Below are 26,656 nucleotides of genomic sequence, written 5' to 3' on the forward strand. Positions count from 1 at the left end.
TCGCCGAGATACTGGAACTGCCGCTGCTGGCGGCGGTCCGGGCACAACCCGGCCTGGCCGCCCGGCTCGAACGCCGCGGTCTGCGGCTGCGGCGCGGCCCACTGCGGGATGCCTGCGACGCGGTACTGGCAGTGCTGAGCCCGCCCGACCCGCGGCGGGCCGGATGAGCGCCGAACACCCGGGTGTGGTCACGACCGAACTGCTGGAACGGGTGCGGGAACGGCTGGCCGGAGATCGCGCGGAGCCCGAGCCCGCGCGGGTCGCGGCGGCCATCCGGGCCGAAGCCGGCGGGATGCTGGGGGATACGGATCTGCTGCGCGCCCTACGGTTGCTGCAGACCGAACTCACCGGAGCGGGTGTGCTCGAACCGCTGTTGCACGATCCCGCGGTGGCCGACGTGCTGGTCACCGGCCCGGACGCGGTATGGATCGATCGGGGTCGCGGGGTCGAGCGGACCGCGACGACCTTTCCCGACGAAGCCGCCGTCCGGCGGCTCGCGCAGCGCCTGGCCCTTTCGGCGGGCCGTCGTCTCGACGATGCCCAGCCGTGGGTCGACGGGCAACTGTCCGGCCGGGAACTGGTGCTGGGACAGAGCTTCGGCGTCCGGCTGCACGCGGTGCTCGCTCCCATCTCTCGCGGTGGAACCTGTCTGTCGCTCCGGATCCTGCGTCCGGCGACCCAGGGCCTGGACGCGCTCGCCCGGTCCGGCGCGGTGGCCCCCGGTGCGAACGATCTTCTGCAGCAGATCGTTCGTGCGCGCCTGGCATTCCTCGTGGTCGGGGGTACCGGGGCGGGAAAGACCACATTGCTCTCCGCGTTGCTCGCCGAGGTGGACGAAGGGGAGCGCATCATCTGTGTCGAGGACGCGGCCGAACTCGCGCCGCCGCATCCGCATGTGGTCCGGCTGGTGGCGCGGCCGCCCAATATCGAAGGGGCGGGCGAGATCACCTTACGTGATCTGGTCCGGCAGGCGTTGCGGATGCGCCCCGACCGCATCGTGGTGGGCGAAGTACGCGGCGCGGAGGTTGTCGACCTGCTCACCGCATTGAACACCGGTCACGACGGCGGTGCCGGAACGATCCACGCCAACTCGATCCGGGAGGTGACCGCGCGGCTCGAGGCATTGGCGGGGCTGGGCGGAATGGACCGGCCGGCGCTACACAGCCAATTGGCCGCTGCCGTTCAGGTGGTCCTGCACGTCCGGCGGCGTGCCGACGGGTTTCGGTATCTCGCGGAAATCGGTGTGGTGCAGCGGGACAGCGCCGGTTGGGTCGAGATCCGGCCGGCATGGCGGGCGGCCGGCCCGGCGCCCGCCGCCGGGGTTCTGCAGGCTGTTCTCGCGGAACGGGCCGGATGATGTCCCCGGTCCCCACGGCGGTCGGCACTGTCGCGGCGGCACTGGGATGTACTGCTGCGGCGCTGCTGCTCACGCCGGAGCCCGCAGGCAGACGGCGATTCGGCAGGGTGTTCGAAGTCCGTACCGCGCGCGCCTTTCCGATGCGGTGGACGATACGAGGGGTTGCGGGTATCGGATGTGCGCTGGCGTTCACGCTGGGTAGCGGCAGTCTGATGGCCGCGCTGCTCGTCGCGGCCACTGTCGCGGTGCGGCTGCGCCGCTCCCGCCGGGCTCGTCTGCACCGCACCGAATGCGCTCACCTCCTCGACGGGCTCGAGGCCGTCATCTCCGAACTCCGAGTGGGCGCGCACCCGAGTGCCGCGGCCGCGGTCGCCGCCCGGGAGAGCGGCGGTATCGCGGCCGCGGCCTTCGCGGTCGGTTCGGCACGCAGCAGGCTGGGCGGGTCGGGCGCGGAGGGGTTGCTCCGTCCCGACTCGGTGATCGCCGCCGAGCTGGGCCGTGTGGCCGATGCCTGGCAGGTCGCCGAGCGACACGGTCTGGCTCTGGCCGAACTCCTGGCGGCGGCCCGCGCCGACCTCGTCGCGCGAATCAGGTTCCGGACCCGGACCGACGCTTCGCTGGCCGGTGCGCGCGCCACCGCGGCGATCTTGGCGGTACTCCCGTTGCTGGGTGTCGGGCTGGGGCAGTTGATGGGCGCCCGGCCGCTGCATGTGCTGTTCGTCTCCTCCGCCGGCCGGTTCCTCCTGCCGCTCGGCGCCGGCCTGGCTTGCGCAGGGTTGCTCTGGGCGGACGAGATCACCCGCCGGGTGGCCCCGCGGTGAACCCGAACACGCCCGCCGACCCGCTCCGATATGCCGTGCGCCTTCTGCCGGCGAACGCGGTATGCCCGGCGCCACCTCGGGCCGGCCGCCGGTCCCGGCACGCCGGCCGTGCGCCGGATCGGAATCGACCCGAGCGGCCCCCTCGACGAACGCCGAAAGGAAAATCGATGGTTGCTTACGCATGGCCGTTCGTTCTGCTGTCGGCAGCGATTCTGCTGGCCCCGGCCTCGGTGCCGGTGCTGGCCCGGTTACGCCCGAGCCCGGCTCACCGGCGGGTGGGGTCCCGGAAACCCGTCGCGGCCGCCGACCCGGTCGCGAGCGCGACGCTGTTCGATCTGCTGGCCGCCTGTCTGCGGGCCGGTTTGCCGACTGCTGCCGCACTGAGGGCCGTCGCGCCGGCCGCGACCGATTCGCTGTCGGATCGGCTGCTGCGGGTGGCCGATCTGCTCGCCCTGGGCGCCGATCCGGCCGTGGCCTGGGCTCCCACCGAATCCGGCGCCCGAGCGGCGCCGGAATTCGACGCGCTGGCCCGGCTGGCGCGGCGTTCGGCACGTTCGGGTTCGTCACTGGCCGCGGCCATCGGCGAACTCGCCGAGGAGCGTCGCACCCAGGTGGAGGAAGCGGCGACCGCGCGGGCCGAACGGGCCGGTGTCCTGATCGGCGGACCTCTGGGCCTGTGTTTCCTACCGGCGTTCCTCTGCCTCGGCATAGTGCCGGTGATCATCGGCCTGGCCGGCGGGGCCCTCGGCGGGGGACTGCTGTGACACCGCGGGTGGCGGATACCGAGATGTGCTCGTACGGAACGGCTGTACGAGCCGAGGAGAGAGGGGGTCGGGGTGCTGAAGAGCCGAACGATGACGTGGAGCGCACCGGAACCGCTGCGGGAAGTACAGCGAAGGGCGAACGCTCGGTTCTGGCGCGTGGTGTCGGAGGAAAAGGGGATGAGCACGGTCGAGTACGCGATCGGGACCATAGCCGCGGCCGCTTTCGGCGCGGTGCTGTACACCGTGGTGACCGGCGAGAGCATCCCCGATGCGCTGACCGGGATCATCGAGAAGGCGCTGAACACCGGCGTCTGAGGTGTATGGGCGGGTCGCCGGGCACCGGAGCCGCTGACGGCCGCGGAGCTGTCGGCGCGTTCCGGCGCCCGGTCACCGACGAGACCGGGTCGGTGACCGTCGAAGCGGCGATTGCACTCGCCGCGCTCGCCGCTACCGCCGCGTTGTGTGTGGGGGCGGTGCTGGCGGCGGTGACCCAGGTGCGGTGTGTGGATGCCGCCCGTGAGGCGGCTCGGCTGGCGGCCCGGGGTGATCGCGGGGCGGCGGAGGTCGCCGCGCGCCGGGTGGCACCGGAAGGAGCGGAGATCTCGGTGCGCTACGAGGGCGATCGGGTGATCGCTGTCGTGGCGTCCGATACCCCGCTGTTACCCGTTCTCCGGCTGCACGCCGAAGCGGTGGCGGCACCAGAGCCGGAGGTGAGCCCGTGAGAGGCCGCGGCAGGACGTCGCCTGCGGGTAGTCGCTGTCGGCGTGTGGTCCGTGCGGCTCGGCCCACCGGTCCGACCGGGCACCGGTCGCGGTATTCGGCGGGAGAGAAGGGCTCGGCGACGGTCGCCGCCTGTCTGGCGGCGGTGGGTTTGATCGTGGTGACGGTTCTGGTAGTCCAGTTCGGCGGAGTGGTCGTGGCGCGGCACCGGGCCCAGTCCGCGGCGGATCTCGCCGCCTTGGCGGCCGCGGGTGAACTGTGGAACGGCGCGGAAGCCGGATGTGCGGCAGCCGAAGCACTCGGACGTCGCATGGCGGCTCATGTCGCGCGGTGCGAGATAGACGGCTGGGATGCCGTGATCTCGATCGAAGAAAAAGTACCGTTGGGTCCGTTCGGGGCGCGGAGTATACGAGCGATTGCGCGAGCCGGGCCGGTCGGAGAAGCGCGGTGATCGCGCTATGCCGAATTTTGTTAACGACGAATACTGCATTCACTTAGCGACGGCAATTAATGGTCCGTTACTCGAATTAGCAATATGTTCGAAAATTGATACAAAGGCACCCTCTGTAGCTACCGACCGGTCCTTTAGCAACAATTCAGTTAATATGATGCTTATCCTCTTAAATCTGCCGACTGTGCGGCGTAGTGTGCCCGCTCCGGCTCACCCGGAAACGCCGCGACCACCGGATTGCTCCATAGCCGTGGGGTAGCGATGTGCCGGGCCGGTCAGCTCGGCGAGAATCGCGGACAACAACCGGATCGCCCCGGCTTTTTCGAGGGGATCGTTGCCGTTACCGCACTTGGGCGACTGCACGCATGACGGGCACCCGCTATGGCAGGAACATGCCTCGACCGCCGCGAGGGTGGCGGCGAGCCAGCGCCGCAACATCGTGTAGCCGCGCTCGGCGAACCCCGCCCCTCCGGGCTGCCCGTCGTACACGAAGACCGTGGGCAGGCCGGTGTCGGCGTGCTGAGCTGTGGAAACCCCGCCGATGTCCCATCGGTCGCAGGTCGCCACCAGCGGCAGCAGGCCGATCGCCGCGTGTTCGGCGGCATGCAGGGCACCGGGCACCGCGGCGACATCGATGCCGGCTCGTTCCAGCAGTTCCGGTGTCACGGTGTAGAGCACGGCGGTGGTGGGCAGGGTCTGCTCGGGCAGGTCGAGTTCGACCAGGTCGAGGACCTCCCCGGTGACCAGGGTGCGAAGGTAGCCCACCACCTGGCTGCGCACGGTCACGTCTGCGAAAGCCGCGGTGACTTCGCCGAAGGTCGTGCTTTCGCGCACCGTGTCCAGCGTGAGGGAGGTGATCTGCCGGGCACTTGTGGTCCACCCGGGCGCATCGGCACGGACCAGTGCGACACCGCCCTCGAGGTCCAGCTCATCTACCAGATAGCTCTCGCCCTGGTGCAGGTGGACCGCGCCTTCGTGCAGGGTCGCCGGAGCTCGCCCGGCGTCCGCCGTGCCCAGTAACCGCCCCGTCTCGGCGACCACGATCGCGACCTGGGTGCCGATACCGCCGCGGACATCGACATCGTCGTGCGGCTGCTCGGCGCCCGTATAGAACCAACTGCTGCCGCCCAGGGCTCCTCGGCGCCGAACCAGTCCCTGACCTGCTAATTCCCTGAGTATCCGAGGGGCGCCGAGGGTTTGTACCTCCGCCTCCGTGAGGGGTAGTTCCATGGCCGCGCAGAGCAGCTGCGGCCCGAGTACGTACGGGTTCGAGGGATCGATGATGCTGGCTTCCACCGGGCGGTCCAGCAATGCCTCGGGGTGGTGCACGAGATAGGTGTCCAGCGGGTCGTCGCGGGCCACCAGCAGGGCCAACGCTCCTTGTGTCCGGCGGCCGGCCCGGCCGATCTGCTGGCGGAACGAGGCGACCGTGCCGGGAAAGCCGGCCAGGACCACGGCGTCCAGCCCGGCGATGTCCACCCCGAGCTCCAGGGCATTCGTGGTCGCCGCGGCCAGTAGGGACCCGTTCGAGAGCCCGGCCTCCAGCGCCCGCCGGTCCTCGGGCAGGTAGCCGCCGCGGTAGGCGGCGACGCGTTCTGCCAGTTCGGGGTCGATTTCGGTGAGGCGCTGCCGGGCGTGGACGGCGATCAGCTCGGCCGCGCGGCGCGACCGCGCGAAGGTCAGCGTCCGCGCCCCCTCCACGACCAGGTCGGCGGTGATGCGGGCCGCCTCGGTGGTGGCGCCGAGCCGGACGGGCGCACCGTTCTCCCCGGTCACCGCGGTGAGCAGCGGCGGCTCCCAGAACGCGACCGTACGCGGCCCTTGCGGCGACCCGTCCTCGGTCACGGCCACGCAATCGGCGCCGATCAGCCTGGACGCCGCCGCGGCCGGATCGGCCGCCGTCGCGGAACAGAGAACGAATACCGGATCGGCGCCGTAGTGGGCCGCCAGCCGGCGCAGTCGGCGCAGGACCAGCGCCACATGGGAACCGAACAGTCCCCGATAGGCATGGCATTCGTCGACCACCACGTAGCGCAGCCGACGAAAGAACCGTGACCAGCTTCGATGCGAGCGCAGCAGGCTCAGATGCAACATATCCGGGTTGGTGAACAGCCAGCGGGTCTCCGCGCGCACCCACTGCCGGACCTCGGTGGGGGTGTCGCCGTCATAGGCGGCGACGGGGATCCGGCGGAGGGCGCCGTGCCGGGTCAGGTCACCGACCATGCGGAGCTGATCGGCGCCTAGCGCCTTGGTCGGGGCGAGGTACAGCGCGGTCGCTCGCTGGTCCTCGTGCAGCGCGGTGAGCACGGGAAGCTGGTAGCCGAGCGATTTTCCCGACGCCGTCCCGGTCGCCACCACCACGTGCCGGCCGCGGGCGGCGTGGTCGGCGGTGGCCGCCTGATGGCTCCACGGTGCTTCGATACCTTCCGCACGCAGCGCGTCCACTACCTCCGGAGCCGACCAGGACGGCCAATCGGTGGGTGCTGCGGGCCGGCCGGGTACTTCGGCGATATGGGTCAGGCGCGAATCAGTGCCCGGAATGCCGTCGAGGACACGATTCAGCAACGATCGCCCATAGGACTGATCGGGCCGGATCTCTCGAGTCATGGCTGGACGCCTTCCGGGTCTCCCAACAATGTGAAACACCGACGTCCGCCTCGTTCCACCTGCGGGTTCGATACCCAATAGCGATCTGGGTCACAGCTGGGTACGCGGTCCGGGCGCTGGTTATCGGAAGGCAAACATACCGGAAGTTCAGATTCGGGCGGACTATCCCTTACCCCTGCATTCGCGAGATCATTTTTTTTGCAAATTGTCGGTAACTCCGCTGTTGAATTTCCCAAAGACATGGTTCACTGGGTCTCGGTCGAAAGCTTCTGTGTTCGAGGGGCGGATGCAAAGTCCAAACCCTGGCAGGATCGATGTTGCGAACGGCATACGTTGGCCCCCATGGGAGTCAGAGTAGCGCCGACCGCAACAGGCCCGGTGGACGAAACCCAGTTGTCCGCCGTTCCCAGTAAGAAAAGAGAAGGAACAGAATGGCACAGGGAACTGTGAAGTGGTTCAACGCGGAGAAGGGCTTCGGCTTCATCGCGCCCGAGGACGGCTCTGCGGACGTCTTCGTCCACTATTCCGAGATCCAGGGTTCGGGTTTCCGTACCCTCGAAGAAAATCAGAAGGTCGAGTTCGAGGTTGGCCAGGGCACCAAGGGCCCCCAGGCCACCGGAGTTCGCGCGCTCAGCTGAGCGAGTCCACCTCCCAGTCCGTCCCTCGCGTCCCGTAACGGGAGCGAGGGACGAACTATATGTGGAGTATGCGAACCTCCGCATCCGCTCCGGCCATGCGTACTGCGCGTAACCGGGCGTCCGCCCCGGCGGTGTGCTCCGCGCGCACTCCGGCGCCTACACAGACCGTGCATACCCGGGTGTTCGCTTCGGCCGGTCGTTGCGGGCACAGCCCGGCATCTGATCCGGCCCCTTGCTCCCGGTCCGATCGGGTCGGTCCAGCCGGCATCGCACGGTCGACCCGGGTACGCGTGCCGGCCGCGCCCGCCGGGTTCGACCGGGCGTCCACCCCCGCCGTGCGCGCTGGGCGTAGCTCGAAGCGAGCGGTCCCGGCGTGCCGAGCCGGCCACCTCGCATGGGGGCTCGTGGGCATCTGCTCGCGCCGTGCGCTCGCGCGGCTCCGGGACAGACACCCCCGTCGAGAGTTCGGCCGCCTCCGGAGTGGACGCTTCGCAGGTGCGTCCATCGTATGGCGGTAGGCCCGCCATACGATCTCGGCATATCAGCGCGACCGGGCCGGCGAGATATCCGCACGGCGGACGCTCCGCCGAAATCACGCTTTCGCGCGCAGTGGTGCACGTGCTGTGGGCCGTCCGCGGAGCTCCGCAGCCCCTGCGGACGCGTGCTTTCCGGAATCGGCGCCCCCCGTGTGGTCGCCGGGTGTTCAGGAGGCGCCCGAGACCGGAGGATGGTGCGCGGCTCGGTGGCAGGGCGCCGCGATTACGTGTCGCTCGTCTCCGTCGAACGTGCTCCGCGCCACGCGCGGGCCGGAGGCGGATCGGCCTTCACGCACACCGGTCAGGTCGATACTGCGTGGATTCGTGACGCACCGTGCGTGCCGGCTGTCGGCGCGGCACTGCATACTGAACGGCATCGACGCGCTATCGCCCGATGGTCGCAACCGTCCGACCACGCGCGGCGTCGAGGTATAAACGTGACTGGTGGTGATGTAAGGCGTCACCATCTGCTCAATCAGCCGCGTCCTGCGTACCGAGCAGTGTTCAGCGGGTCGAGAAGGAAAGGGATTCGCCGGTGGCAACACGAGACCGAAACGCAGCCGAGGCGGGTCGTCCCGTGCGTCGTCTCGTCATCGTCGAATCCCCGACGAAGGCCCGCAAAATCGCGCCCTACCTGGGGCGGGACTATACGGTCGAGGCATCGGTCGGCCATATCCGGGATCTGCCGCGCGGTGCGGCCGATGTCCCGGCCAAGTACAAGGGCCAGGACTGGGCGCGGCTCGGGGTGGACGTCAACAACGACTTCGAGCCCATCTACGTCGTCAGCCCGGAGAAGAAGGGGAAGGTCACCGAACTCAAGGGTCTGCTGGCCGACGCCGACGAGTTGTATCTGGCCACCGACCCCGACCGCGAGGGCGAGGCCATCGCCTGGCATCTGCTGGAGACGCTGAAGCCGAAGGTCCCGGTCCGGCGGATGGTCTTCCACGAGATCACCGAGCCGGCGATCCGCGCGGCCGCCGCCGACACCCGCGACCTGGACAACGACCTGGTCGACGCACAGGAAACCCGGCGCATCCTGGACCGGCTGTACGGCTACGAGGTCAGTCCGGTGCTGTGGAAGAAGGTCATGCCGCGGTTGTCGGCGGGCCGGGTGCAGTCGGTGGCGACCCGCGTGATCGTGCAGCGCGAGCGGGAGCGGATGGCGTTCCGGTCGGCGGAGTACTGGGATATCGCCGCGAAACTCGATGCCGGCGGCGAGACCGACTCCGCCAATCCGCGGGTGTTCTCCGCCCGTCTCGTCGATGTGGACGGGTCCCGGGTCGCCACCGGGCGCGATTTCGGGTCCGACGGTCGGCTCAAGGCCGATTCCCGGGCGCTGGTCCTGGACGAGGCCCGGGCCCGCCGGCTGGCCGAAGCCCTGCACGGCGCGGATCTGGTGGTGACCTCCGCCGAGTCCAAGCCCTACACCCGCAAACCGTATGCGCCGTTCATGACCTCCACGTTGCAGCAGGAGGCCGGCCGCAAACTGCGGTTCACCTCGGAACGCACCATGCGTACCGCGCAGCGGCTGTACGAGAACGGTTACATCACCTATATGCGTACCGACTCGACCACGCTGTCGGAGTCGGCGATCAATGCCGCGCGCACCCAGGCCACCCAGCTCTACGGTGCCGAGTTCGTGCACCCCACCGCCCGGCAGTACACCCGGAAGGTGAAGAACGCGCAGGAAGCGCACGAGGCCATCCGTCCCGCGGGCGATACCTTCGCCACGCCGGGCCAGTTGCACGCGCGGCTGGACAACGACGAGTTCCGGCTCTACGAGCTGATCTGGCAGCGCACCGTCGCCTCGCAGATGGCGGACGCCAGGGGCACCACCCTCACCCTGCGGATCACCGGCACCGCCGGCACCGGCGAGGAATGTGTGTTCTCCGCCTCCGGCCGCACCATCACCTTTCCGGGCTTCCTGAAGGCCTATGTGGAAAGTGTCGACGAGGAGGCCGGCGGTCAGTCCGACGACGCCGAGACCCGGTTGCCGCAGCTCGCCGAGGGCGAAGGCGTCACCGCGGTCGAGTTGAACCCCGACGGGCACAGCACCAACCCGCCTGCCCGCTACACCGAAGCGTCGCTGATCAAAACGCTCGAGGAGCTCGGCATCGGGCGCCCCTCGACCTATTCGTCCATCATCAAAACCATTCTCGACCGCGGCTACATCTACAAACGCGGTAGCGCCCTGGTGCCGTCCTGGGTCGCCTTCTCGGTGACCGGGCTGCTGGAGCAATACTTCGGTCGCCTGGTCGATTTCGATTTCACCGCTGCCATGGAAGACGATCTGGATGCCATCGCCGGTGGCCGGGCGCAGCGCGGAAATTGGTTGTCCAGCTTCTATTTCGGTGGCGACGACGGCGCCGAGGGTTCGGTCGCGCGGTCCGGCGGCTTGAAGCGGATGGTCGGGGAGCGGCTCGACGATATCGACGCCCGCGTGATCAACTCCATCAAACTCTTCAGCGACGACGCGGGGCGCGATGTGGTGGTGCGGGTCGGCCGGTACGGGCCGTATCTGGAACGCATGGTCACCGACCCCGACAAGCCGGATGCCGAACCGACCTCCCAGCGCGCCAATCTTCCCGATGACCTGCCGCCCGACGAGCTCACCCCGGAGGTGGCGGAGAAACTCTTCTCCACTCCGCAGGAGGGCCGCACGCTGGGCAGCGACCCGGACACCGGTCACGAAATCGTCGTCAAGGAAGGGCGTTTCGGCCCCTACGTCACCGAGATCCTGCCGGAGACCGACGAGGATCAGGCGGCCAAGAAACCCGCGAAGAAGAACGCTCCGAAACCGCGGACCGGGTCGCTGTTCAAGTCGATGGACCCGGCCACGGTCACCCTCGAGGACGCGTTGAAGCTGCTGTCGTTGCCGCGTGTGGTCGGCGCCGACCCGGCCTCCGGGGAGGAGATCACCGCGCAGAACGGCCGGTACGGACCCTATCTGAAGAAGGGCACCGATTCGCGGTCGCTGGCCACCGAGGACCAGATCTTCACGGTGACCCTCGACGAGGCCCTCAAGCTCTATGCCGAACCCAAACGTAGAGGTAGACAGGCCGCGGCAGCCGCGCCGCTCCGGGAACTCGGCAACGATTCCGCCACCGGTAAGCCGATGGTCATCAAGGACGGGCGCTTCGGACCCTACGTGACCGACGGCGAGACCAACGCCAGCCTGCGCAAGGGCGACGAAGTGGAGTCCATCACCGACGAACGCGCCTCCGAACTGCTGGCCGACCGGCGGGCACGCGGCCCGGTGAAGAAGGCCGCCAAGAAGACCGTCAAGAAGGCTCCGGCCAAGAAGGCCGCCGCCAAGAAGACCACCACCGCCGCGAAAAAGACGACCACCGCGAAAGCGGCCGCGAAGAAGACGGCGGCCAAGAAGGCTCCCGCCAAGAAGGCCCCGGCGAAGCAGTCCGCGGGCCGGTCGTCTTCCCAGAACGAAGACTAGCGGGCGGTTGTCTGTCGGATCGTCGCAGTAATGTCGCGCGCGAAACCGTCCGACGACAAGGAGCGCCGATGCCCGGTAGCCGGGAACGCGAGGATCTCGTCCAACTGCTCGACGAACAGCGTGAGATGTTCCGGATAACGCTGCGGGGTATCGACGACGCGCAGGCGCGGCAGCGCACCACCGCCAGCGAACTGACTCTCGGCGGCCTGCTGCACCACATCGTCCGCTGTGAACGTGATTGGACGAAGGTACTGGTCGAGCGGGACGAGAACGCCGAAACGAAACTCGAGGACTACGAGGGCGAGTACCTCATCGCCGACGACGAGACGGTCGCCGGACTGCTCGCCGAATGGGAGCGTGTCGCCGCGAACACCGCCGAACTCGTGCGCTCGGTGGACGACCTGGACGCTTCGATTCCCACCCCCACCAACCCGTGGGTACCGGGCCGCGTGTGGTGGTCCGCGCGTTTCCTGATCCTGCACATCCTCCGTGAGATCGCCCACCACAGCGGGCACGCCGATATCATCCGCGAGCAGTTGGACGGAGCGAACACCACCGCGCAGCGCGCCGGGTAGCGCGGCCGGCGAGTTCCGGCGGTGGAAGCAAGACGGCGACGAACCGTACCGGGGGAATCTTCGTATCCGTTACGGCAGCGCCTCGGCCGGCACAGCTCGGCGATTCGCTCGCCTCGGCGCCGGTGGATCGTGTCCGGCGTCGGCCGTATCCGTCAGCGGGGCGCACCGGGGAGCATTCGGAATGGCGTGGGTCCCGGCGGCCGGTTGTGGTCGGTCGAGCGTATTAGGGTGTGAGCGTGGTGGGTGTCTTCGAGCGTCTCGTGGGTCAAGGGCCGGTGACCGCCGATCTGACCGCTGCCGCGGTCGCCGGCCGCTCCGGTGTCGCCGAGGGCGCCATGACGCATTCATGGCTGTTCACCGGCCCGCCGGGGTCCGGTCGCGAGGTGGCTGCGCTGTGCTTCGCGGCCGCCCTGCAGTGCACCGATTCCGAACAGCCCGGATGCGGCCGCTGCCACGCCTGCACCACGACGATGGCCGGCACCCACGGTGATGTGCGCCGGGTGATCCCCGAAGGCCTGAGCATCTCGACCAAGGAGATGCGCGGGATCGTGCAGATCGCGGCCCGGCGCCCCAGCACCGGTCGCTGGCAGGTGGTGGTGATCGAGGATGCCGATCGGCTCACCGAGGCCGCGGGCAACGTACTTCTCAAGGTGGTGGAAGAGCCGCCCGAGCGCACCGTGTTCCTGCTGTGCGCGCCCTCGGTGGATCCGGAGGACATCTCAGTCACCCTGCGCTCCCGCTGCCGGCACATCCACCTGACCACCCCGTCCGCTCCCGCGATAGCCCAGGTCCTGCGCGAACACGACGGCCTCGATCCGGAAACCGCCGACTGGGCGGCCGCTGTGAGCGGCGGCCATATCGGCCGCGCCCGCCGCCTCGCCACCGACGACGAGGCTCGCGCCCGCCGCCGCCGAGCCCTCGATGTGGTGACCGCGGTAGCCCGCGGCACCGCCTACCTCGCCGCCGACGAACTGGTGAAGGCCGCCGAAGACGAGGCGAAACAGCTCAGCACCGAACGTGACGAACGCGAACGCGAAGAACTCGCCACCGCCCTCGGCGCCGGCGGCACCGGCAAGGGAGCCGCGAGCGCCACCCGTGGCTCCGCCGGCGTCCTCAAGGATCTCGAACGCCGCCAGAAATCCCGCGCCACCCGCACCGGCCGCGACGCCCTCGACCGCGCCCTCCTCGATATAGCCGGCCTATACCGCGATGCCCTCGCCATCGCCTTCGGCGGCCCCGCCGGCCTCACCATGACCCACCCCGATATGGCCGACCGCGCCCGCGACCTGGCCGAGCGCGTCCGCCCCGAAGGCCTGCTCCGCTCCATCGACGCCGTCCTGGCCTGCCGCGAAGCCCTCGACCAGAACGTCAAGCCGCGTTTCGCGGTGGCCGCCATGGCCGCCACTCTCATCGCGCAAACCTCCTGACCAGCCGTTTTCGCGTTCCCAGGGCGGAGACGATAGACTCGCCACGCCGAAAGGCACGCCGCCTTAGCTCAGTCGGTAGAGCGCTTCACTCGTAATGAAAAGGTCAGGAGTTCGATTCTCCTAGGCGGCTCCAGGTCAGAGGACATTTCCGCTCTCCGCGAGGCGGTCCGGGCAAGTCAACTTGCCTAGAACTTGCCAACACGCGGGGAGCGGTTCTTATCTCAGCTGCACAGAGCGGTCCCCGCCGCCTTCAGGTCCTCCGGCTGCGCGTCGCTATAGATGGACAGTGATACCGCCGGGTCGTGGCCGTTCCAGGCCGCGACGATATGCACGGGGATACCGAGCGCGAGCATGAGGGACATCGAGGTGTTCCGCAACCCTTTCAACGGGATACGCCGCAGCCCGGCCCGCTTGCTGATCCGCTGAAACTCGTCGGAGTGCCACTCCGACCGGACTGCGTCGCTTCTCATCCACTGTGGTCAGCCGGTCGTCGGACCACGGGATACCCAGTGACAGAGCCTCAGCTTTCTGCGCGGTCTTCAGCGAGCGCAGCGCTTCGGCCAGATCGGCAGGCGGCGGGAGGGTGCGGCGGCTGCGCCGGGACTTCGGCAAGTTCTCCTTGGTCTCCGACCCGATCGCCACCCGGCCCCGGCGGACTCGCAACGCGGCGTCGTCGAACCGGGTCCACCGCGTTTCCTGCACTTCCGAGCGGCGCATGCCGTAGGTGGACATGAGCCGGCACGCATGGAGGCGGTGCGCCGCCGCAGCCTGCCGGAACTGCTGGACTTCGGCCACCGTCCAGGACTTCGCCGCTTCTGCTGCGTCATCGTCTTCGGGGATCTCGTCACCGGGCCGCTCCACCAGAGCGATTACGTTCCGGGGGAGCGCACCCTGGTCCACGTAGGACTGAACCATCGCGCTCAGCGCGGTCAGGGTGGAGCGGACCATGACCGGCTTGACTCCGGCGGTGACCGTGGCCAGCTCGCACGCGGTGCACACCGCCGGCCGGTCCGGGCGATCCGTCCGGCGCGCACCAGGGCCGACAGGGGAGTGTGAATCTGGGTGCCTGGGAACTCCGCCGCGATGTCGCGCGTCGAGATGCCCTCGGGGTGCTGCGCGATGAACTCCGCGATCCGGGAGGAGAGCGAATCAGGGCGGGTCGCGCGCCGCTGGTCCACACGGCCCTCGGTCAGCATCCACGCCACCAGGGCGTCACCATCGGCCTTCGTCACCTGCGCCAGCTTCTTGCCGCCCATGTAGCGCCAGACCGGCGCCGATATCCGAGGAGCTTGTGCAAGTGGACTTTCAGGCTGCGTAACGAGGTCAGCCAGCGGAGCGCTTCACAGAGGTGATCGAGTTCCTGAAGTCCAATGCCGGGCTCTACTCGCTGGCCTCCGTAGCGCTCGCGTTTCAACTATTGGGCGTCTATTTGGTGATCCGAGACCTGTTCAAGCACTACCGCATGGCCGGTCAGTTTGCGAAGAACATGACCGTCTCCGGGACACCCACAAGAAGCTGCAAGACGAGTCGTTCGACTTCTCATGAACGAACTCACCGATGGAACCGACGAGGGCTTTGCCCGTCTGATCCAACCAGGTGTGGAGACGAATTTTCTGGCATCGAAGGCCGATCTGGTCTCGACCCAGATCGCGTCTTACCTGCTCGCGACAGTCGCTGTTCCGACTCGGTGGAAAACCTGGTTCGGGCCCATCTAGCTCGGGCTGGGAATCGTGCTCGCCTACCTGGTGACGTTGTTCTCTATCCGGTGACTGCCCGCCTCAGCAGTCCCATCTCCGGACCGGCTGGGTTGCGGCCAGAACACTGCCCATAGCAGTACGGCCACGGGCAGACCGATCACGATGATGAACCCCAGCGCGATCACCGGCGGCGGTCCATATCGACCACCGGCCACCGGTACCCGCGCGGATACACCTGCATCGGGGTCGCCAGCGCTGCCCGCTCGGTGATCATGTTTCGCACCGGGTCTGCGTGCTCGAACGAGGGCACGATCACGGCCGTGGCGTTGTGCTCCAGCAGGGCGCCGGTCAGGATGAGAGCGGTCGCCAGCGGCCCGCAGTCCGCATAGACCGTCCACACCAGTCGATATCCGTAGCGCTGCGCTACCTGGTGGATATCCACTCCGTTGCCGTGCGCATCCTTGCGTACCAGGCCGATGGCCTTCGGTGAATCGCTCTGCATCGTGGGTCCCCTGCCGTATCCCCGGTTGGTGCGCACCCGCCGCCGGGGGCTCGACCTCCCGGCGGCGGGGCTATGCAGAGCGTCACACCGTGGCGAGTGAACCTTGTTCCGCTGGGGAACATCTGGGCCTGCTTCCGGTCGCCGCTCCGCCGCCCGAGACTTGAGGGACAATGCACGTAAGGCGTGGGTACTCGACAGGGAAAGCGCAGGTGCGCGGCATGACCGACGAACCGGATACCTTCATCGGGGAGCGGGTGCGCCAGATCCGCGCCCGGCGCGGCATCTCTCAGCAGGTCCTCGCAGACCGGGCAGGGCTGAGCAGGTCCGTGATTGCCAAGTACGAGACCGGGCTACGGCCGGTCGATTCTCGGCGCACGCTGCTCGCGCTGGCCGGTGCGCTCGGTTGCACCCTCGCGGACCTCACCGGCAGCGATGACCGGATAGACCCGGCCACCAGCGCGTTTCACCGATCGGTAGCCGATATCGAAACCGCGCTGTGGACACAGGGCAATGTCACCGACACCCGGCCGCGGCGCACCCTGGACGAATTGGCAGTGACCGTTGTACACGCATCCCGGCTGCGTCATGCCGGAGATTATGCGGCTCTGGGGCCCCTGCTGCCGGACCTGCTAACCGATGCCTACCGGCTTACCGAAGATGGCAGCGTGCAGTCGTGGGATCTGCTGGCAACCGCCGCCTACGGTGTGGCGTCAGCGCTGCGCCAGCGTGGCCACGACGCTCTGGCGTGGACGGCCGTGCAGGAGTCCGAGCGGGCGGCGGACCGGGCGGACTCACTCGCCCCGGTCGCTGCCGCCCAGTTCCTGAAGTCCCAGATTCTGGCCGCCCGTCCCGGTGCGCTCACGGCCGCGCTGAGCACAGCGACCGGGGCGGCTGACCGGCTGGCCTCCGACGCACGCACGCGCGGCGAGTTGGAGACGGTCGGTATGGCACGTCTACAGGCGGGCTTCGCGGAGACCCTGGCCGGAGGGGACGCGGCACCCCACATTGCGGAGGCGGCGGAACTGGCGGATCGGCTGTCGGAGGCACCGGTCGGGCACAGCTCCGCTCGCAACCGGACATTCGGACCGGCGAACGTGGCCCTCTGGCAGATGAGTTCAGCCGTGGAGCGGCGCGAGCCCGGTGAGGCGTTGCGGATCGCGGAGACACTGGACCCGACCGCCCTCCCGAACGGGGTGCGGCACGCCCAGTTCTTCGTCGAGCTGGGCCGCGCGCACGCGATGAAGCGTGACCACCGGGCGGCGCTGTACGCCCTGCTGCGCGGTGAGCACGCCGCACCTCAGCATGTGCGCGGGATGGCTCCGGTGCGCGAGCTGGTGGGCTCGATGCTGCGGCAGGCGCAGCGTGACCTCACGACGGGGGAGCTGGGACGGTTGGCGCAGCGGGTAGGCGTGGTGCCGTGAGCTTGGGCTGCGCGCAGAGGATCAGTCCCAGGGCGTGGTTTTGAAGCCTGCGGCTTTCATGTCCCGTTTCGCCTCTTCCATGTAGGCATCGACCTGCTGGCTCAGGGTGTCCATGAAGCTCATCGCATCGCGCTCAGCGTTGGACTGCTCATAGCGGCCTCGACCACACTCTTCGCGGAACTCGTTGGTGAAGGCGTTCAGCTCATCACCAGCCGCCTTCAGAGCCACAGGTTTCGCGAATGGCTCAGTGGTGGTGCGGAGCACGGTCAACACAGCCGCGCTCACCCCGTGTAGCTATTCGCTCATTGCTTCGAATCCCTTTTTTTATCTCTTCCGTATCGTGGTAATACTTTCGCAATTTCTTCGGTCAGGAAAGCGTCGAGTTCGGTATCGGAAAGTTCGCCAGTCCCGTCCATCCACCATCCCCCGATGCATTGAACGGCCGGGTAGGGTAGGTTGAATGCATTCTGCATCAATTCCATCAAGTCGAGCGTCGAAACATCTGGGTACAGTGTCAACATCTCTCGGAGTATCCGAGAGGGAACCCATCCTTCTCGATATTTTGAGGCCACCAGCGCGGCGGCGCCTTCGTCGAACTTCGGCTCGTAATAGTTCATCGGGTAAACTCCACCATTACCCTGGTGTACTCTCCGGGGCTACCCTCGACATTCACAATTTCCACCCTTTCGAACCCCGCTTTAGCAGCTTGTTTTCCAGTCCATGTCCTCGCTGCCGCGGCCTCCAGCGACAATCCCTTAGCAGTGAGCTCGTTCAAGCCGGCAAGGTTCGATCCGAATTGCCAATTTCCTGATATCGAGGTGAACTTGCCTTCGAAGAATTTCAGAATTGTTTGGAACTGTTCCGCACCGCTCAGCAGAGTCGACCGTTGTCCGTTTTCCAGTTTAGTTCTGAGGCTCACGAAGAGAGTGCTACCCAAAACCTTACCCTCGGCGTGGAGCCGTGGGTTCGCCGTATCCTGTTTGTAGTATCGCTGACCTGGGATGGACCGATCGATCAGGCGCGGTGGTGAATGGACATTATCTTCGTGTGGGGTCGCTCCCGTGTGTTCGGGGCTCCGTCCCTCGCTTGCTTTTTCGATCTCGCGGGCGCCGTGCTCGGAGGCACCGCCAATTGTTCTGCGCGCCGCGCGGACCTCATCGGCCACGTCGCCCAACGTGTCGTGCAGGTGGGGACCGGTCCGGCGGCTGAGCAGTTCGATCATGTCGTCCGCCATCCGCTGCAACTGTTGCCTTAGCTCACCGGGCACGTCCTTCATCGTTTGCCGCCGCCGCTGACGCGCGCATCGGGCCTGGTCGCGGATCTCATCTGTTGATCACCGGCCTGCTCGCCGCCGTGCGGCGGGGTCGCTGTCGGCTTGATACCGCCGTAGCCCGTCGTCGGAGACCCGCGCGTATTTGGCGAGGCTGCGTACGGAGGTATGCCCCGACAGTTTCATCAGCACCGGTGTCGAGGCCCCTTCCTCGGCGGCGTGGGTCAGCCGCGAATGCCGCAACTGGTACAGCGTGTACGGGCCGTTGTCGAAACGTTCGGTGTAAGTCTCGAACAACTCCGCCGCACGCCGATACGACAGGCGCGCCCGCCCGGTCGACGGGTCGATATCGTTGCGGGCCACCGAAGGCCGCGCTCTGCGGTCGGTCAGAAACAACGGACCGGATTTGCGGCCGGCCAGCATCCGCGGCAACAACCGCGCCGCGCCGGTCTGCCACGCGATGACCTCCCGCGCCCCGCCCTTACGGGTCACCACCGCGCATCGGTTCGCCGTATCCAGGTCGGGTACATCGAGCATCAGCACCTCCTCGGCACGCGCCGATGACTCGTACAGCATGTGCCACAACACCCGTTCCCGCAGCGCCGCATCCGATCCCAGGATCTCGGCGACGCGCTCCCGGCTCAGTGCCTTACTGGTATCCGGTGGTGCGGGCCGGGCCCGCAACCGCACCAACGGATCACCGGCCAGCCACTGCTGTTCGCGCCAATACCCGCACGCCGCCGCGAGCGCGGTCAACCGGATGTTGAACGTCTTGGGGGCCTTGCTGCCCCACACGAAGGTGAACCAGCCACTGACCCGGTCCGGTTCCTGATCCAGCAGCGCCACATTCGTGTCCGCGCCGAAATCTGCCACCAACTTCTCCAGCGCCGCCGCATAGGTTGCACGCGTGTTGGACACCGTGATCGTGGCCAGGTAGATCCGCACCGCGTCGGCCAATCGCACATCATTCACCGGCGTCGGCAGCATCCGAACCCGTCCCATCGACCAACCTCCCACCAGTACCGCAGATAGTTTCCCGAGCCGCCGCCGCGTGAAAAGGACATCGCGCAGGACGACTGCGACACTACCGCACATAGTGAGCTGCTATGTGCGGTAACTGCTAAGCGCCGGATTTCTCAACGATATTCCTCGACCCTCGAGAAGAAATCGCCCTTCGACTCGGCGGGAACGCGCTGCTCGCGGCACGTCGGCACGGAACCTGGATAGGAGACAACGCCGACACACTCCGGTATCTGATCGATCGCGAAATTGCCGCCGATCGAACCTCCATCACTGGCGGAACAGCATCGTTCACGAGCCGCCTACCGATCTACCGGCCAAACAGTAAGAGATTCCCGCAGTATGTGCCGGATCCAGGCGAAATGGAAGTCGCCGGCCACCGCTTGGTGCGTAACCACGAACTGACGGATCAACTGCCACGATCCTCCAACGATGTGCTCGTGATGGTCGACGACCAAGAGCGCCTGCATATCGTCAAGCCGATCGCCGGGGAGAACCTCACCCGGGAATGGTTCACCGAGCGGCCGGGTGAGCTCGCAGTACGCGAACTCGGCGGTTATCGAATCATCAACGGCATGTTCCCTGCCATGGAACTCGTACCGCCCAGCGCCCTGACGGTAGTCGACCAGCAGGGGCCTGCATTCGTGCAGCAGTTCCTCGATCTCAAACCTGACGTCCCAGTCGGCGAGTACCGGCCGAAACAGCAGCAAGCCGCCGCCGCCGGACATTTCGTCATCGGCAGCTACGACGGGCATTACAAGAACGCACGACCCCGCATCATGGCCAGGCCGAGTGACGAGCCCGGGGCAGATATGGCTCTTTTCGACAACGGCTTCAGTTTCCCGACCAGGTCCGATGATCCCAGCGACCAGACAAGAGAATTCCGCATTATTTCATCATTTACCAAAGAGTGGTCAGGGCAGCGCATGGACGACGATATCCTGCAATCGGTCGAATCGTTCGGAAGCGCGAGGATCGGCAGTGCCCTCCAGGACCTACTGGGTGATGACGCGATCGAGTTGACACTGGCGCGACGCGAGCAATTGCTGAACCATGAGGGAATCCCCCCGAGTATGCTACATCCGAAACATCGATAGTCGCGCAAAGGTCCACACCGCTGACAGCGAACTCTCGATTTCAGCCGATCTGTTCGGCCAGTCCGACGATGATGTTCTCGGGGCCACGGATGTAGCAGAGCCGGTAGATGTTCTCGTACTGCACCACCTCGCCGACGAGTTCGGCGCCGTGGCCGCGCAGGCGGGCGATGGCATCGTCGATATCGTCGACGGCGAACATGACGCGACGAATGCCCAGCGTATTCGCCGGTGCGTCTTTCGGTTCGGGGGTGATGGCCTTCGGCCTGTGGAACTTCGCCAGCTCGATCCGGCCGTGGCCGTCCGGGATTCGCAGCATGGCGACATCCTGGCGGACGTCGTCGAGGCCGATGACGCGCTCGGCTCCAGGCCAGTCGAGTGGCCCTTTACCCTCCAGCTCCATACCCAGTTCGACGAAGAACGCGATAACAGCGTCCAGGTCGTCGACGACGATCAGGACATTGTCCATCCGTTGAATTGCCATGTCGGGTCTCCTTCGGTGAAGTACGGCCACGTTGTCCGCATCTGCAGGGAGACGGAGCCGACATGCCATTATCGACATCCCGGGCCGCACCACTTCGGTAATGACGAGTTTTGCCGTCGGCACGGTGGAGCGGGCCAGTACGACGACGCGTACCCACGCCGTGGTGATCGGGTGTGGATGTTCCGCCTGGCACTGAAGCGACCCGGTGACACCCGGCCGGTATCAGGCGGGGTGTCACCGGGCCGTGGACTCTCTTCACTCGGCGAGGCGGAAACCTGCTTTCTCGACGGCTTCGGCGACCGCGTCTCGCGGGATCGGCCGCGTGGCGGTGATGGTGAGCAGGCCGGCGGTCACATCCACGTCGATGGTTCGGACGTCCGCGATCGCGCCGACGTGGTCGCGAACCTTGCCGGCGCAGCAGCCGCAGGTCATCCCGGTGACATCGAACGTTGTCGTGTTCATCTCGTTCGTCCCTCTGTTCTTCGGTGTTCGGTGGTCGTGCCGGAGCGGTCAGCTCGCCTGATCGGTCCGGCGTATGGTCGCCGCGGCGATGCCGGCTCCGGCGAGAGCGATGACGGCCGCGCCGACGAATGCCGCCGAGAATCCGTTGGTGAGATCCGGCTGGCTGTCGGTGCGGTCGGCGCCGAAGGAGGCGGCGACCGCGGTCATGGCCGCCAGTCCCAGCGCGGAGCCGACCTGGTAGCTCACGTTGACGATGCCGGAGGCCAGTCCGCCCTCTTCGGGGCGTGCCGCGGAGATGGCGGTGCCCAGCGAGGGCACGAAGGCCAGTGACATCCCGGCGGCCGCGACCAAGGAGGCCGGCAGGACATCGACCCAGAAGTTCCCGGTCGGACGCACCAGCGACATGATCGCCAAGCCGAGCCCGAGCACGGTCAGCCCGGCCACGATCATCGGCCGGGCGCCGAACCGTTGCATGGCGCGGGGCGCCAGCACGATCATGCCGAGCATGATCAGGGTGGTCATCGGCAGCAGGGCCGAACCGGCGGGGAAGGCGCTGTAGCCGAGTACCTGCTGCAGGTACAGGTTCAGGAAGAACCACATCGGCACCCAGGCCGCGCCGAGCAACAGCTGAGCGATATTGGCCGCGGCGAGATTCGGTGCGGCGAAGATGCCGAGCCGCATCAGCGGCTGCCGGCGCCGAGCCTGGATCACTACGAAGGCGGCCAGCAGTGCGGCGGCGGCGCCCAGGGCAGCCCACGTCGGACCCGATGTCCAGCCCGCCTCGGGAGCCCGGACGATGCCGTATACGGCCGCGGCGAGGCCGGCGGTGACGGTCACCGAGCCGAGCAGATCGACGGAGCCGGAACGGGCCGGGGCGGCGGGCATGAGCGCGGGGACCGCGAGCAAGGCCAGGAGCGCGATCGGGATATTGATGTAGAAGACCCAGGGCCAGCTGATGTATTCGGTGATGACGCCACCGAGGAAGACACCTGCGGTGCCACCCGCGGGGGCGGCCGCGCCGTAGACGGCCAGCGCTTTGGTCAGTTCGCCCGGCGTCGAGCCGAATAGCGTCATCAGCAGGGTCAGCGCCGCGGGGGCGATGAGGGCGGCACCGCCACCCTGGATCGCGCGCCCGGTCAGTTCGATCGCGACATTGCCCGCGGCGCCCGCGATGACCGAACCCGCGAGCAGGATCGCCCATCCGGCGGCGAACACCCGCCGTGCCCCGAGCAGGTCCGACAATCGTCCGCCGAGCAGCAGCAACCCGCCGAAGGCGATGACATAGGCATTGAACACCCAGGTGAGATTCTCCTGGGAGAACCCGAGGTCGGTCTGCATCTTCGGCAGAGCGATTCCGATGATCGATGTGTCCATGATGACCATGAACTGGGCGGCGGCGATGACCGCCAGTGCCCACCACTTCCGCGTGGCGGGCCGCGTCTGCGTACTCATGACATTTCCGTCCTCTCGAAAGCCAACGAGGCGGCTACCATACCCCCCTACGGTATGCATTGGTCAACAGGCGATTTCGGCCGGCGGGTGTATTCGGCCACCGTTCTGGACCGAATTGCAGTGCGTAGCAGGGGTGGGCATCAACTTCGGGCGCTGCATGGGGTGTCCGGGTGAAGCAGGTCACCGATCGGGGACTTGCATATACCCCCTGGGGGTATTATCTTCGCTGATGTCCCGCACAGCACGATCGGAAGGCCGCGAACAATGACCACTCGGACTCACCCCCAGCACCATGGCGAGCACGCCGCTCATGCCGGTCATGCCGAGCACGCCGGTCACGCCGCTCATGCCGGTCATGCCGAGCACGCCGGTCACGCCGCTCATGCCGGTCACGCCGCTCATGCCGGTCACGCCCACAACGCCGACCACATCGCACACGACGTTGTGCCGGGTGGCCTCCAGATCACCCAGGACGGGTACACCTTGGAATTGGCGGAACCGATCATCGACCCGGGTGAGACCGACTTCCGGTTCCGCATCCTGGGGCCGGACGGGGAACCTGTCACCGACTACTCCGCCGTCCACGACCGGGATCTGCACCTCATCGTCGTCCGGCGCGAACTGACCGATTTCTGGCATGTGCACCCCGAACTGGGCGCCGATGGCGTCTGGTCGGTGCGGCTGAACCTTCCGGAGGCGGGGTCCTACCGGGTATTCGCCGATATCGCGCCGCGCGCGCTCGGCAAGACCCTCACCCTCGGCGCGGATCTGGCGGTGGCGGGCCGGTATGCGCCGCGGCCGGTACCGGCGGCCACCCGCACCGCGGTGGTGGACGGCTACGAGGTCCGTCTCGACGGCGATCTCGTGCCCGGCGCAGGTCGCCTGCTCACGCTTTCCGTGCGCAAGGACGGCGAACCGGTCACGGATCTGCAGCCCTACCTCGCCGCCTACGGGCATCTGGTGATCCTGCGCGCCGGTGACCTGGCCTATATCCACGTGCACCCGAACGGTGAACCGGGCGACGGGGTGACCGCGCCCGGCCCGGACGTCGCCTTCCACACCGCCGTCCCCGGACCCGGTACCTACCGCCTGTTCCTGGATTTCCGGCACGGCGATGTCGTGCGCACCGCCGCCTTCACCCTGCCCACCGTCACCCACTGATCACGCCGGGGCGGACGCCGGCGCGCCCGCCCCGGCGGCGAAGGAGCCCGATATGTGCGAGTGCTGTTGTCGGAGCACCCGTGGCCCACCCCTACTCGTTCGAGGAAGTATTCGCGATGCGCTCAGCGCCCACGCCCCGCTCACCGTTCCGCAACCACGACTACCTGCGCCTGTTCGCCGCCCAATCGATCGGCCTGTTCGGCACCGGGCTGACCACGGTCGCTTTGGGATTGCTCGCTTACGAACTCGCCGGGGCGGCCGCTGCCGCCGTCCTCGGCGCCGCACTGACCATCAAAATGGTGGTCTATGTGACGGTCGCCCCGATCGTGGGCGCCTATGCCGACCGCTTCCCCCGCCGGCCGTTCCTGGTGTCCCTGCATCTGGTCCGGGCCGCCGTCGTGCTCGCCTTGCCGTTCATCGATCAGATCTGGCAGATCTATGTGCTGATCGCCGTCCTGCAAACCGCTTCGGCCGCATACACCCCGACCTATCAGGCCGTGATTCCCGACATCCTCCCGGATGAGCGCGAATACACCCGGGCGCTGTCGGCGGCTCAGCTGGCCGCGACCATGGAGACCCTGCTGAGTCCGATGCTGGCCGCGATCGCACTGACCGTAACGAGTTTCCACTGGCTGTTCGTCGGTACCGCGATGGGCTTCGTTCTCTCGGCCGTGCTGGTGATCACCACTCGCATCCCGAACGTGACCGCCGCGGTCGACGGTTCGTTCCGAGAGCGGATCACGGTCGGTCTGCGTATTTTCGCCGGCACGCCGCGACTGCGCGGCCTGCTCGGGTTGAATCTCGTCGTCGCGGCCGCCGGATCCGTGGTGATGGTCAATACGGTCAACTATGTCCGCGATGTCCTCGGTGGCACCCAAACCGGTGTCGCGATGTTACTGGCGGCCAACGGGTTCGGGACCATGCTCGTCGCTCTGTCCCTTCCCCGGGTTCTCGATCGTCTCGGCGCCCGGCCGGTCATGCTCACCGGCGCGGTCGCCCTGCTCGCCGCCCTCGGATCGGCCATCGGCCTCTCGTTCGCCGAATCCGGTGACTGGCGCCGATTTGCGGCGATCGCGGTATGGGCGACGATCGGCGCGGGCACGGCGGCGATACTGACACCCACCGGACAGGTGCTGCGCCGCTCGTCCCGGCCGGCCGACCGTCCCGCGCTGTTCGCGGCCCAGTTCTCGCTCTCGCACGTGGCGTGGCTGCTCACCTACCCGATCGCCGGATGGCTCACCACCACAACGGGTTTCACCACGACCTGGATGGTCCTGGCGGTCCTCGGCGCCACCGGGATCGTCGCGGTACTGCGGTTGTGGCCGCGCCACGACCCTGAGGTCCTGACCCACCTGCACGAGGCCGGCGCCATCGACCCGGCTCGGCTCGGCGACGCCGTGCGCGTGGGCGACCGCTACTACCGGCACACGCACGCCTACGTCATCGACGCCGAACACCCACGCTGGCCGACCGCGGGACGGCGGCTCGTCGCGTCCTGAACGCACAACCGAACCGCGTCATCCGGCGGGCACCCGAATTCCGGTGCCCGCCGATGCGTCGTTCCGCTCAGGGGTGCGAGCAACCGGTGCCGAGGGTGGCAGTGCCCTGAGGGCGGGAGGAGGAATACGCGCCGACCTGGCGGTTCCCGGGTCCACAGGCCGGGGTGGTCCGTGGACTAGTGTCGGTGCTCATGCTCATTGCTATCGCAGTGTTCGCGGCGCTTTCGGCGCTACTCCATGTCTACATCTGGTACTTGGAGTCGTTCGCGTGGACCGGCGCGGCGCGGGGTGTGTTCGGTACCAGCGCCGAGGAAGCGGCGGCGACCCGGGAACTGGCCTTCAATCAGGGCTTCTACAACCTTTTCCTGGCGATCATCGCGGTGGTGGGGATTGTGGTCGCGACAGCCTGGGATCGAGGTATCGGGGTGGCGCTGGTCTTCGCCGGGACCGGGGCGATGCTGGGTGCCGCGCTGGTGCTGCTGCTCTCGTCGCCGGACAAGCGCGCGTCGGCGGTAAAGCAGGGGGCGGCGCCGCTGACGACCGTTGCGCTCGGCGTGGTCTGGGCGCTCATCGGGTGAGCGGACGGTCGCGGCGGGTCACGAGTCCTGTGTGGAGCCGGCCTGCTCCAATAGCCGGCTGAGGATTTCCAGCCGGTTTTCGCGCAGCCCCGGGCGTAGGCGTTGGCCGCGTTCCAGGGTGGCCAGGCCGTGCAATGCGCTCCAGCCGGTTTCGGTGAAGGTTTCCACATCGTGCTCGCCGGCAAAGGGTGCCAGGGCCGCGACCAGCTCGGCGAACGCGTCGCGCAGGACTTGGGTGGCTTCGGGGCCGAACTTCAGATCGGTGGACATGGCGAACATGGCGTCGTAGACCGCGGGATGCTCGGTGGCGAATTCGATGTAGGCGCGGGCGAGGGCCGCCAATGCGGCGGATTCCGATTCGGCGCTGGCCCGGGCGCGGTGCAGGGCCGCGGCGAGTTCGGCGATCCCGTCCTCGGCGACGGCTGTGACGATGGCGCGTTTTCCGGCGAAATGGCTGTAGAGGACGGGTTGGCTGTATTCGATCCGGTCGGCCAGTTTGCGGACGGTCACCGCGTCCCAGCCCTCGGTCTCCGCCAGTTCGCGCGCGGTATCGATGATCAGCCGGTGGCGTTCCGCCCGCTCCCGTTCCCGTCTCTTCTGAATACTCATGCTCGAAACTCTAGCACCGCTAGACAAGAGAGTCGGGCTGAGTTAATGTTGCTCCATCGA

28 protein-coding genes and 1 tRNA gene are annotated in these 26,656 nt (G+C 67.5%); 17 read left to right on the top strand and 12 right to left on the bottom strand.

Annotated features, from left to right (window positions below; all coding sequences use genetic code 11):
- The first annotated feature begins 163 nt into the window (after positions 1–163).
- The 6 genes from ON38_RS01430 (at position 164) to ON38_RS01455 (ending at position 4,113) form a co-directional block, all read left to right on the top strand.
- Positions 164–1,357, top strand: a complete 1,194-nt coding sequence (locus tag ON38_RS01430) for a TadA family conjugal transfer-associated ATPase (RefSeq protein ID WP_039821716.1) — start codon at positions 164–166, stop codon at positions 1,355–1,357.
- Positions 1,354–2,178 carry a type II secretion system F family protein gene (locus tag ON38_RS01435; RefSeq protein ID WP_306306644.1) on the top strand — a complete coding sequence of 275 codons (825 nt, stop codon included), beginning with the start codon at positions 1,354–1,356 and terminating at the stop codon, positions 2,176–2,178. The genes ON38_RS01430 and ON38_RS01435 overlap by 4 nt, the downstream gene beginning before the upstream one ends.
- Before the next feature lie 167 nt (positions 2,179–2,345).
- Positions 2,346–2,942: a type II secretion system F family protein gene (locus ON38_RS01440; protein WP_039821718.1), complete on the top strand. Its 597-nt coding sequence runs from the start codon at positions 2,346–2,348 to the stop codon at positions 2,940–2,942.
- A gap of 90 nt (positions 2,943–3,032) precedes the next feature.
- Entirely contained in the window at positions 3,033–3,257 is a 225-nt protein-coding gene (locus ON38_RS01445) for a DUF4244 domain-containing protein (protein WP_039821719.1), read from the top strand.
- Positions 3,258–3,349: 92 nt separating this feature from the next.
- Entirely contained in the window at positions 3,350–3,664 is a 315-nt protein-coding gene (locus tag ON38_RS01450) for a TadE family type IV pilus minor pilin (RefSeq protein ID WP_039821954.1), read from the top strand.
- 44 nt (positions 3,665–3,708) lie between these two features.
- On the top strand, positions 3,709–4,113 hold the full coding sequence (locus ON38_RS01455) for an Rv3654c family TadE-like protein (protein WP_051164254.1): 405 nt from the start codon (positions 3,709–3,711) through the stop codon (positions 4,111–4,113).
- Between the two features lie 210 nt (positions 4,114–4,323).
- Here the strand turns inward: ON38_RS01455 and sftH are convergent, their stop codons facing one another.
- Complete coding sequence (gene sftH, locus ON38_RS01460) at positions 4,324–6,720, bottom strand: DEAD/DEAH box helicase (protein ID WP_051164255.1); 2,397 nt, start codon at positions 6,718–6,720, stop codon at positions 4,324–4,326.
- 431 nt (positions 6,721–7,151) lie between these two features.
- Here sftH and ON38_RS01465 point away from each other — a divergent pair, with 431 nt between their 5' ends.
- The 5 genes from ON38_RS01465 (at position 7,152) to ON38_RS01485 (ending at position 13,480) form a co-directional block, all read left to right on the top strand.
- The gene (locus tag ON38_RS01465) at positions 7,152–7,358 is read left to right on the top strand and encodes a cold-shock protein (protein ID WP_011206895.1); all 207 of its coding nucleotides are present in this window, start codon (positions 7,152–7,154) and stop codon (positions 7,356–7,358) included.
- A gap of 1,071 nt (positions 7,359–8,429) precedes the next feature.
- Complete coding sequence (gene topA, locus ON38_RS01470) at positions 8,430–11,345, top strand: type I DNA topoisomerase (protein ID WP_039821720.1); 2,916 nt, start codon at positions 8,430–8,432, stop codon at positions 11,343–11,345.
- Between the two features lie 68 nt (positions 11,346–11,413).
- The gene (locus tag ON38_RS01475; protein WP_039821722.1) at positions 11,414–11,920 is read left to right on the top strand and encodes a DinB family protein; all 507 of its coding nucleotides are present in this window, start codon (positions 11,414–11,416) and stop codon (positions 11,918–11,920) included.
- A gap of 236 nt (positions 11,921–12,156) precedes the next feature.
- Entirely contained in the window at positions 12,157–13,347 is a 1,191-nt protein-coding gene (locus ON38_RS01480) for a DNA polymerase III subunit delta' (RefSeq protein ID WP_039821958.1), read from the top strand.
- Positions 13,348–13,404: 57 nt separating this feature from the next.
- A tRNA-Thr gene (locus ON38_RS01485) sits at positions 13,405–13,480 on the top strand.
- A gap of 88 nt (positions 13,481–13,568) precedes the next feature.
- Here the strand turns inward: ON38_RS01485 and ON38_RS37315 are convergent.
- Positions 13,569–13,817, bottom strand: a complete 249-nt coding sequence (locus ON38_RS37315; RefSeq protein ID WP_051164256.1) for a site-specific integrase — start codon at positions 13,815–13,817, stop codon at positions 13,569–13,571.
- Positions 13,818–14,276: 459 nt separating this feature from the next.
- Positions 14,277–14,603, bottom strand: a complete 327-nt coding sequence (locus tag ON38_RS01495; protein ID WP_039821723.1) for a hypothetical protein — start codon at positions 14,601–14,603, stop codon at positions 14,277–14,279.
- A 285-nt stretch (positions 14,604–14,888) separates the two neighbouring features.
- Between ON38_RS01495 and ON38_RS35780 the strand changes: the two genes are divergently transcribed.
- Positions 14,889–15,062, top strand: coding sequence for a hypothetical protein (locus ON38_RS35780; protein WP_157181633.1), 174 nt, complete (start codon positions 14,889–14,891; stop codon positions 15,060–15,062).
- Positions 15,063–15,225: 163 nt separating this feature from the next.
- Here the strand turns inward: ON38_RS35780 and ON38_RS01500 are convergent, their stop codons facing one another.
- Positions 15,226–15,546: a hypothetical protein gene (locus ON38_RS01500; protein ID WP_039821728.1), complete on the bottom strand. Its 321-nt coding sequence runs from the start codon at positions 15,544–15,546 to the stop codon at positions 15,226–15,228.
- Positions 15,547–15,764: 218 nt separating this feature from the next.
- On the opposite strand from ON38_RS01500, the gene ON38_RS33870 reads away from it, so the two are divergent.
- A complete protein-coding gene (locus ON38_RS33870) occupies positions 15,765–16,967 on the top strand; it encodes a helix-turn-helix domain-containing protein (protein ID WP_051164257.1) in 1,203 nt (400 codons plus the stop codon).
- Positions 16,968–16,988: 21 nt separating this feature from the next.
- Here the strand turns inward: ON38_RS33870 and ON38_RS01510 are convergent, their stop codons facing one another.
- From ON38_RS01510 to ON38_RS01520, 4 genes are read right to left on the bottom strand one after another with little or no spacing between them, the layout of a single operon-like run.
- Positions 16,989–17,252, bottom strand: a complete 264-nt coding sequence (locus ON38_RS01510) for a hypothetical protein (RefSeq protein WP_039821729.1) — start codon at positions 17,250–17,252, stop codon at positions 16,989–16,991.
- A 17-nt stretch (positions 17,253–17,269) separates the two neighbouring features.
- Positions 17,270–17,584, bottom strand: coding sequence for a hypothetical protein (locus ON38_RS35785; RefSeq protein ID WP_157181634.1), 315 nt, complete (start codon positions 17,582–17,584; stop codon positions 17,270–17,272).
- Positions 17,581–18,243 (bottom strand): hypothetical protein, encoded by a 663-nt coding sequence (locus tag ON38_RS35790; RefSeq protein ID WP_157181635.1) that lies wholly within the window; start codon positions 18,241–18,243, stop codon positions 17,581–17,583. Before ON38_RS35790 ends, ON38_RS35785 begins: the two co-directional genes overlap by 4 nt.
- Before the next feature lie 57 nt (positions 18,244–18,300).
- Positions 18,301–19,239 carry a tyrosine-type recombinase/integrase gene (locus ON38_RS01520; RefSeq protein ID WP_245563844.1) on the bottom strand — a complete coding sequence of 313 codons (939 nt, stop codon included), beginning with the start codon at positions 19,237–19,239 and terminating at the stop codon, positions 18,301–18,303.
- Between the two features lie 380 nt (positions 19,240–19,619).
- Between ON38_RS01520 and ON38_RS01525 the strand changes: the two genes are divergently transcribed.
- Complete coding sequence (locus tag ON38_RS01525; protein ID WP_039821732.1) at positions 19,620–20,354, top strand: hypothetical protein; 735 nt, start codon at positions 19,620–19,622, stop codon at positions 20,352–20,354.
- Positions 20,355–20,394: 40 nt separating this feature from the next.
- Here the strand turns inward: ON38_RS01525 and ON38_RS01530 are convergent, their stop codons facing one another.
- The 3 genes from ON38_RS01530 to ON38_RS01540 all read right to left on the bottom strand — a co-directional run bounded on the left by ON38_RS01530 (position 20,395) and on the right by ON38_RS01540 (position 22,749).
- Positions 20,395–20,835, bottom strand: a complete 441-nt coding sequence (locus ON38_RS01530; protein WP_039821733.1) for a VOC family protein — start codon at positions 20,833–20,835, stop codon at positions 20,395–20,397.
- A 255-nt stretch (positions 20,836–21,090) separates the two neighbouring features.
- Positions 21,091–21,297: a heavy-metal-associated domain-containing protein gene (locus tag ON38_RS01535; protein ID WP_039821735.1), complete on the bottom strand. Its 207-nt coding sequence runs from the start codon at positions 21,295–21,297 to the stop codon at positions 21,091–21,093.
- Positions 21,298–21,345: 48 nt separating this feature from the next.
- Positions 21,346–22,749 carry an MFS transporter gene (locus ON38_RS01540; protein WP_039821736.1) on the bottom strand — a complete coding sequence of 468 codons (1,404 nt, stop codon included), beginning with the start codon at positions 22,747–22,749 and terminating at the stop codon, positions 21,346–21,348.
- A 264-nt stretch (positions 22,750–23,013) separates the two neighbouring features.
- Between ON38_RS01540 and ON38_RS01545 the strand changes: the two genes are divergently transcribed.
- The 3 genes from ON38_RS01545 to ON38_RS01555 all read left to right on the top strand — a co-directional run bounded on the left by ON38_RS01545 (position 23,014) and on the right by ON38_RS01555 (position 25,987).
- Complete coding sequence (locus ON38_RS01545; protein WP_039821737.1) at positions 23,014–23,910, top strand: DUF8832 domain-containing protein; 897 nt, start codon at positions 23,014–23,016, stop codon at positions 23,908–23,910.
- Between the two features lie 116 nt (positions 23,911–24,026).
- Positions 24,027–25,409 carry an MFS transporter gene (locus tag ON38_RS01550; RefSeq protein ID WP_039821962.1) on the top strand — a complete coding sequence of 461 codons (1,383 nt, stop codon included), beginning with the start codon at positions 24,027–24,029 and terminating at the stop codon, positions 25,407–25,409.
- A gap of 191 nt (positions 25,410–25,600) precedes the next feature.
- Positions 25,601–25,987 (top strand): DUF1304 domain-containing protein, encoded by a 387-nt coding sequence (locus ON38_RS01555; RefSeq protein WP_039821963.1) that lies wholly within the window; start codon positions 25,601–25,603, stop codon positions 25,985–25,987.
- 18 nt (positions 25,988–26,005) lie between these two features.
- Here ON38_RS01555 and ON38_RS01560 read toward each other — a convergent pair whose 3' ends face one another.
- Entirely contained in the window at positions 26,006–26,596 is a 591-nt protein-coding gene (locus tag ON38_RS01560; protein WP_039821738.1) for a TetR/AcrR family transcriptional regulator, read from the bottom strand.
- Between the last annotated feature and the right edge of the window lie 60 nt (positions 26,597–26,656).

This window comes from Nocardia testacea NBRC 100365, from assembly GCF_000308775.1.
Taxonomy (GTDB): domain Bacteria; phylum Actinomycetota; class Actinomycetes; order Mycobacteriales; family Mycobacteriaceae; genus Nocardia; species Nocardia testacea.

Excerpts from the sequence above, each read along its gene's own strand:
- ON38_RS01430 (WP_039821716.1), top strand. The coding sequence starts at position 164 with ATGAGCGCCGAACACCCGGGTGTGGTCACGACCGAACTGCTGGAACGG.
- ON38_RS01435 (WP_306306644.1), top strand. The coding sequence starts at position 1,354 with ATGATGTCCCCGGTCCCCACGGCGGTCGGCACTGTCGCGGCGGCACTG.
- ON38_RS01440 (WP_039821718.1), top strand. The coding sequence starts at position 2,346 with ATGGTTGCTTACGCATGGCCGTTCGTTCTGCTGTCGGCAGCGATTCTG.
- ON38_RS01445 (WP_039821719.1), top strand. The coding sequence starts at position 3,033 with ATGACGTGGAGCGCACCGGAACCGCTGCGGGAAGTACAGCGAAGGGCG.
- sftH (WP_051164255.1), bottom strand. The coding sequence starts at position 6,720 with ATGACTCGAGAGATCCGGCCCGATCAGTCCTATGGGCGATCGTTGCTG.
- ON38_RS01465 (WP_011206895.1), top strand. The coding sequence starts at position 7,152 with ATGGCACAGGGAACTGTGAAGTGGTTCAACGCGGAGAAGGGCTTCGGC.
- ON38_RS01475 (WP_039821722.1), top strand. The coding sequence starts at position 11,414 with ATGCCCGGTAGCCGGGAACGCGAGGATCTCGTCCAACTGCTCGACGAA.
- ON38_RS37315 (WP_051164256.1), bottom strand. The coding sequence starts at position 13,817 with ATGAGAAGCGACGCAGTCCGGTCGGAGTGGCACTCCGACGAGTTTCAG.
- ON38_RS01495 (WP_039821723.1), bottom strand. The coding sequence starts at position 14,603 with ATGGGCGGCAAGAAGCTGGCGCAGGTGACGAAGGCCGATGGTGACGCC.
- ON38_RS35780 (WP_157181633.1), top strand. The coding sequence starts at position 14,889 with ATGAACGAACTCACCGATGGAACCGACGAGGGCTTTGCCCGTCTGATC.
- ON38_RS01500 (WP_039821728.1), bottom strand. The coding sequence starts at position 15,546 with ATGCAGAGCGATTCACCGAAGGCCATCGGCCTGGTACGCAAGGATGCG.
- ON38_RS33870 (WP_051164257.1), top strand. The coding sequence starts at position 15,765 with ATGACCGACGAACCGGATACCTTCATCGGGGAGCGGGTGCGCCAGATC.
- ON38_RS35785 (WP_157181634.1), bottom strand. The coding sequence starts at position 17,584 with ATGAACTATTACGAGCCGAAGTTCGACGAAGGCGCCGCCGCGCTGGTG.
- ON38_RS35790 (WP_157181635.1), bottom strand. The coding sequence starts at position 18,243 with ATGAAGGACGTGCCCGGTGAGCTAAGGCAACAGTTGCAGCGGATGGCG.
- ON38_RS01520 (WP_245563844.1), bottom strand. The coding sequence starts at position 19,239 with ATGGGACGGGTTCGGATGCTGCCGACGCCGGTGAATGATGTGCGATTG.
- ON38_RS01525 (WP_039821732.1), top strand. The coding sequence starts at position 19,620 with ATGGAAGTCGCCGGCCACCGCTTGGTGCGTAACCACGAACTGACGGAT.
- ON38_RS01530 (WP_039821733.1), bottom strand. The coding sequence starts at position 20,835 with ATGGCAATTCAACGGATGGACAATGTCCTGATCGTCGTCGACGACCTG.
- ON38_RS01535 (WP_039821735.1), bottom strand. The coding sequence starts at position 21,297 with ATGAACACGACAACGTTCGATGTCACCGGGATGACCTGCGGCTGCTGC.
- ON38_RS01540 (WP_039821736.1), bottom strand. The coding sequence starts at position 22,749 with ATGAGTACGCAGACGCGGCCCGCCACGCGGAAGTGGTGGGCACTGGCG.
- ON38_RS01545 (WP_039821737.1), top strand. The coding sequence starts at position 23,014 with ATGACCACTCGGACTCACCCCCAGCACCATGGCGAGCACGCCGCTCAT.
- ON38_RS01550 (WP_039821962.1), top strand. The coding sequence starts at position 24,027 with ATGCGCTCAGCGCCCACGCCCCGCTCACCGTTCCGCAACCACGACTAC.
- ON38_RS01555 (WP_039821963.1), top strand. The coding sequence starts at position 25,601 with ATGCTCATTGCTATCGCAGTGTTCGCGGCGCTTTCGGCGCTACTCCAT.
- ON38_RS01560 (WP_039821738.1), bottom strand. The coding sequence starts at position 26,596 with ATGAGTATTCAGAAGAGACGGGAACGGGAGCGGGCGGAACGCCACCGG.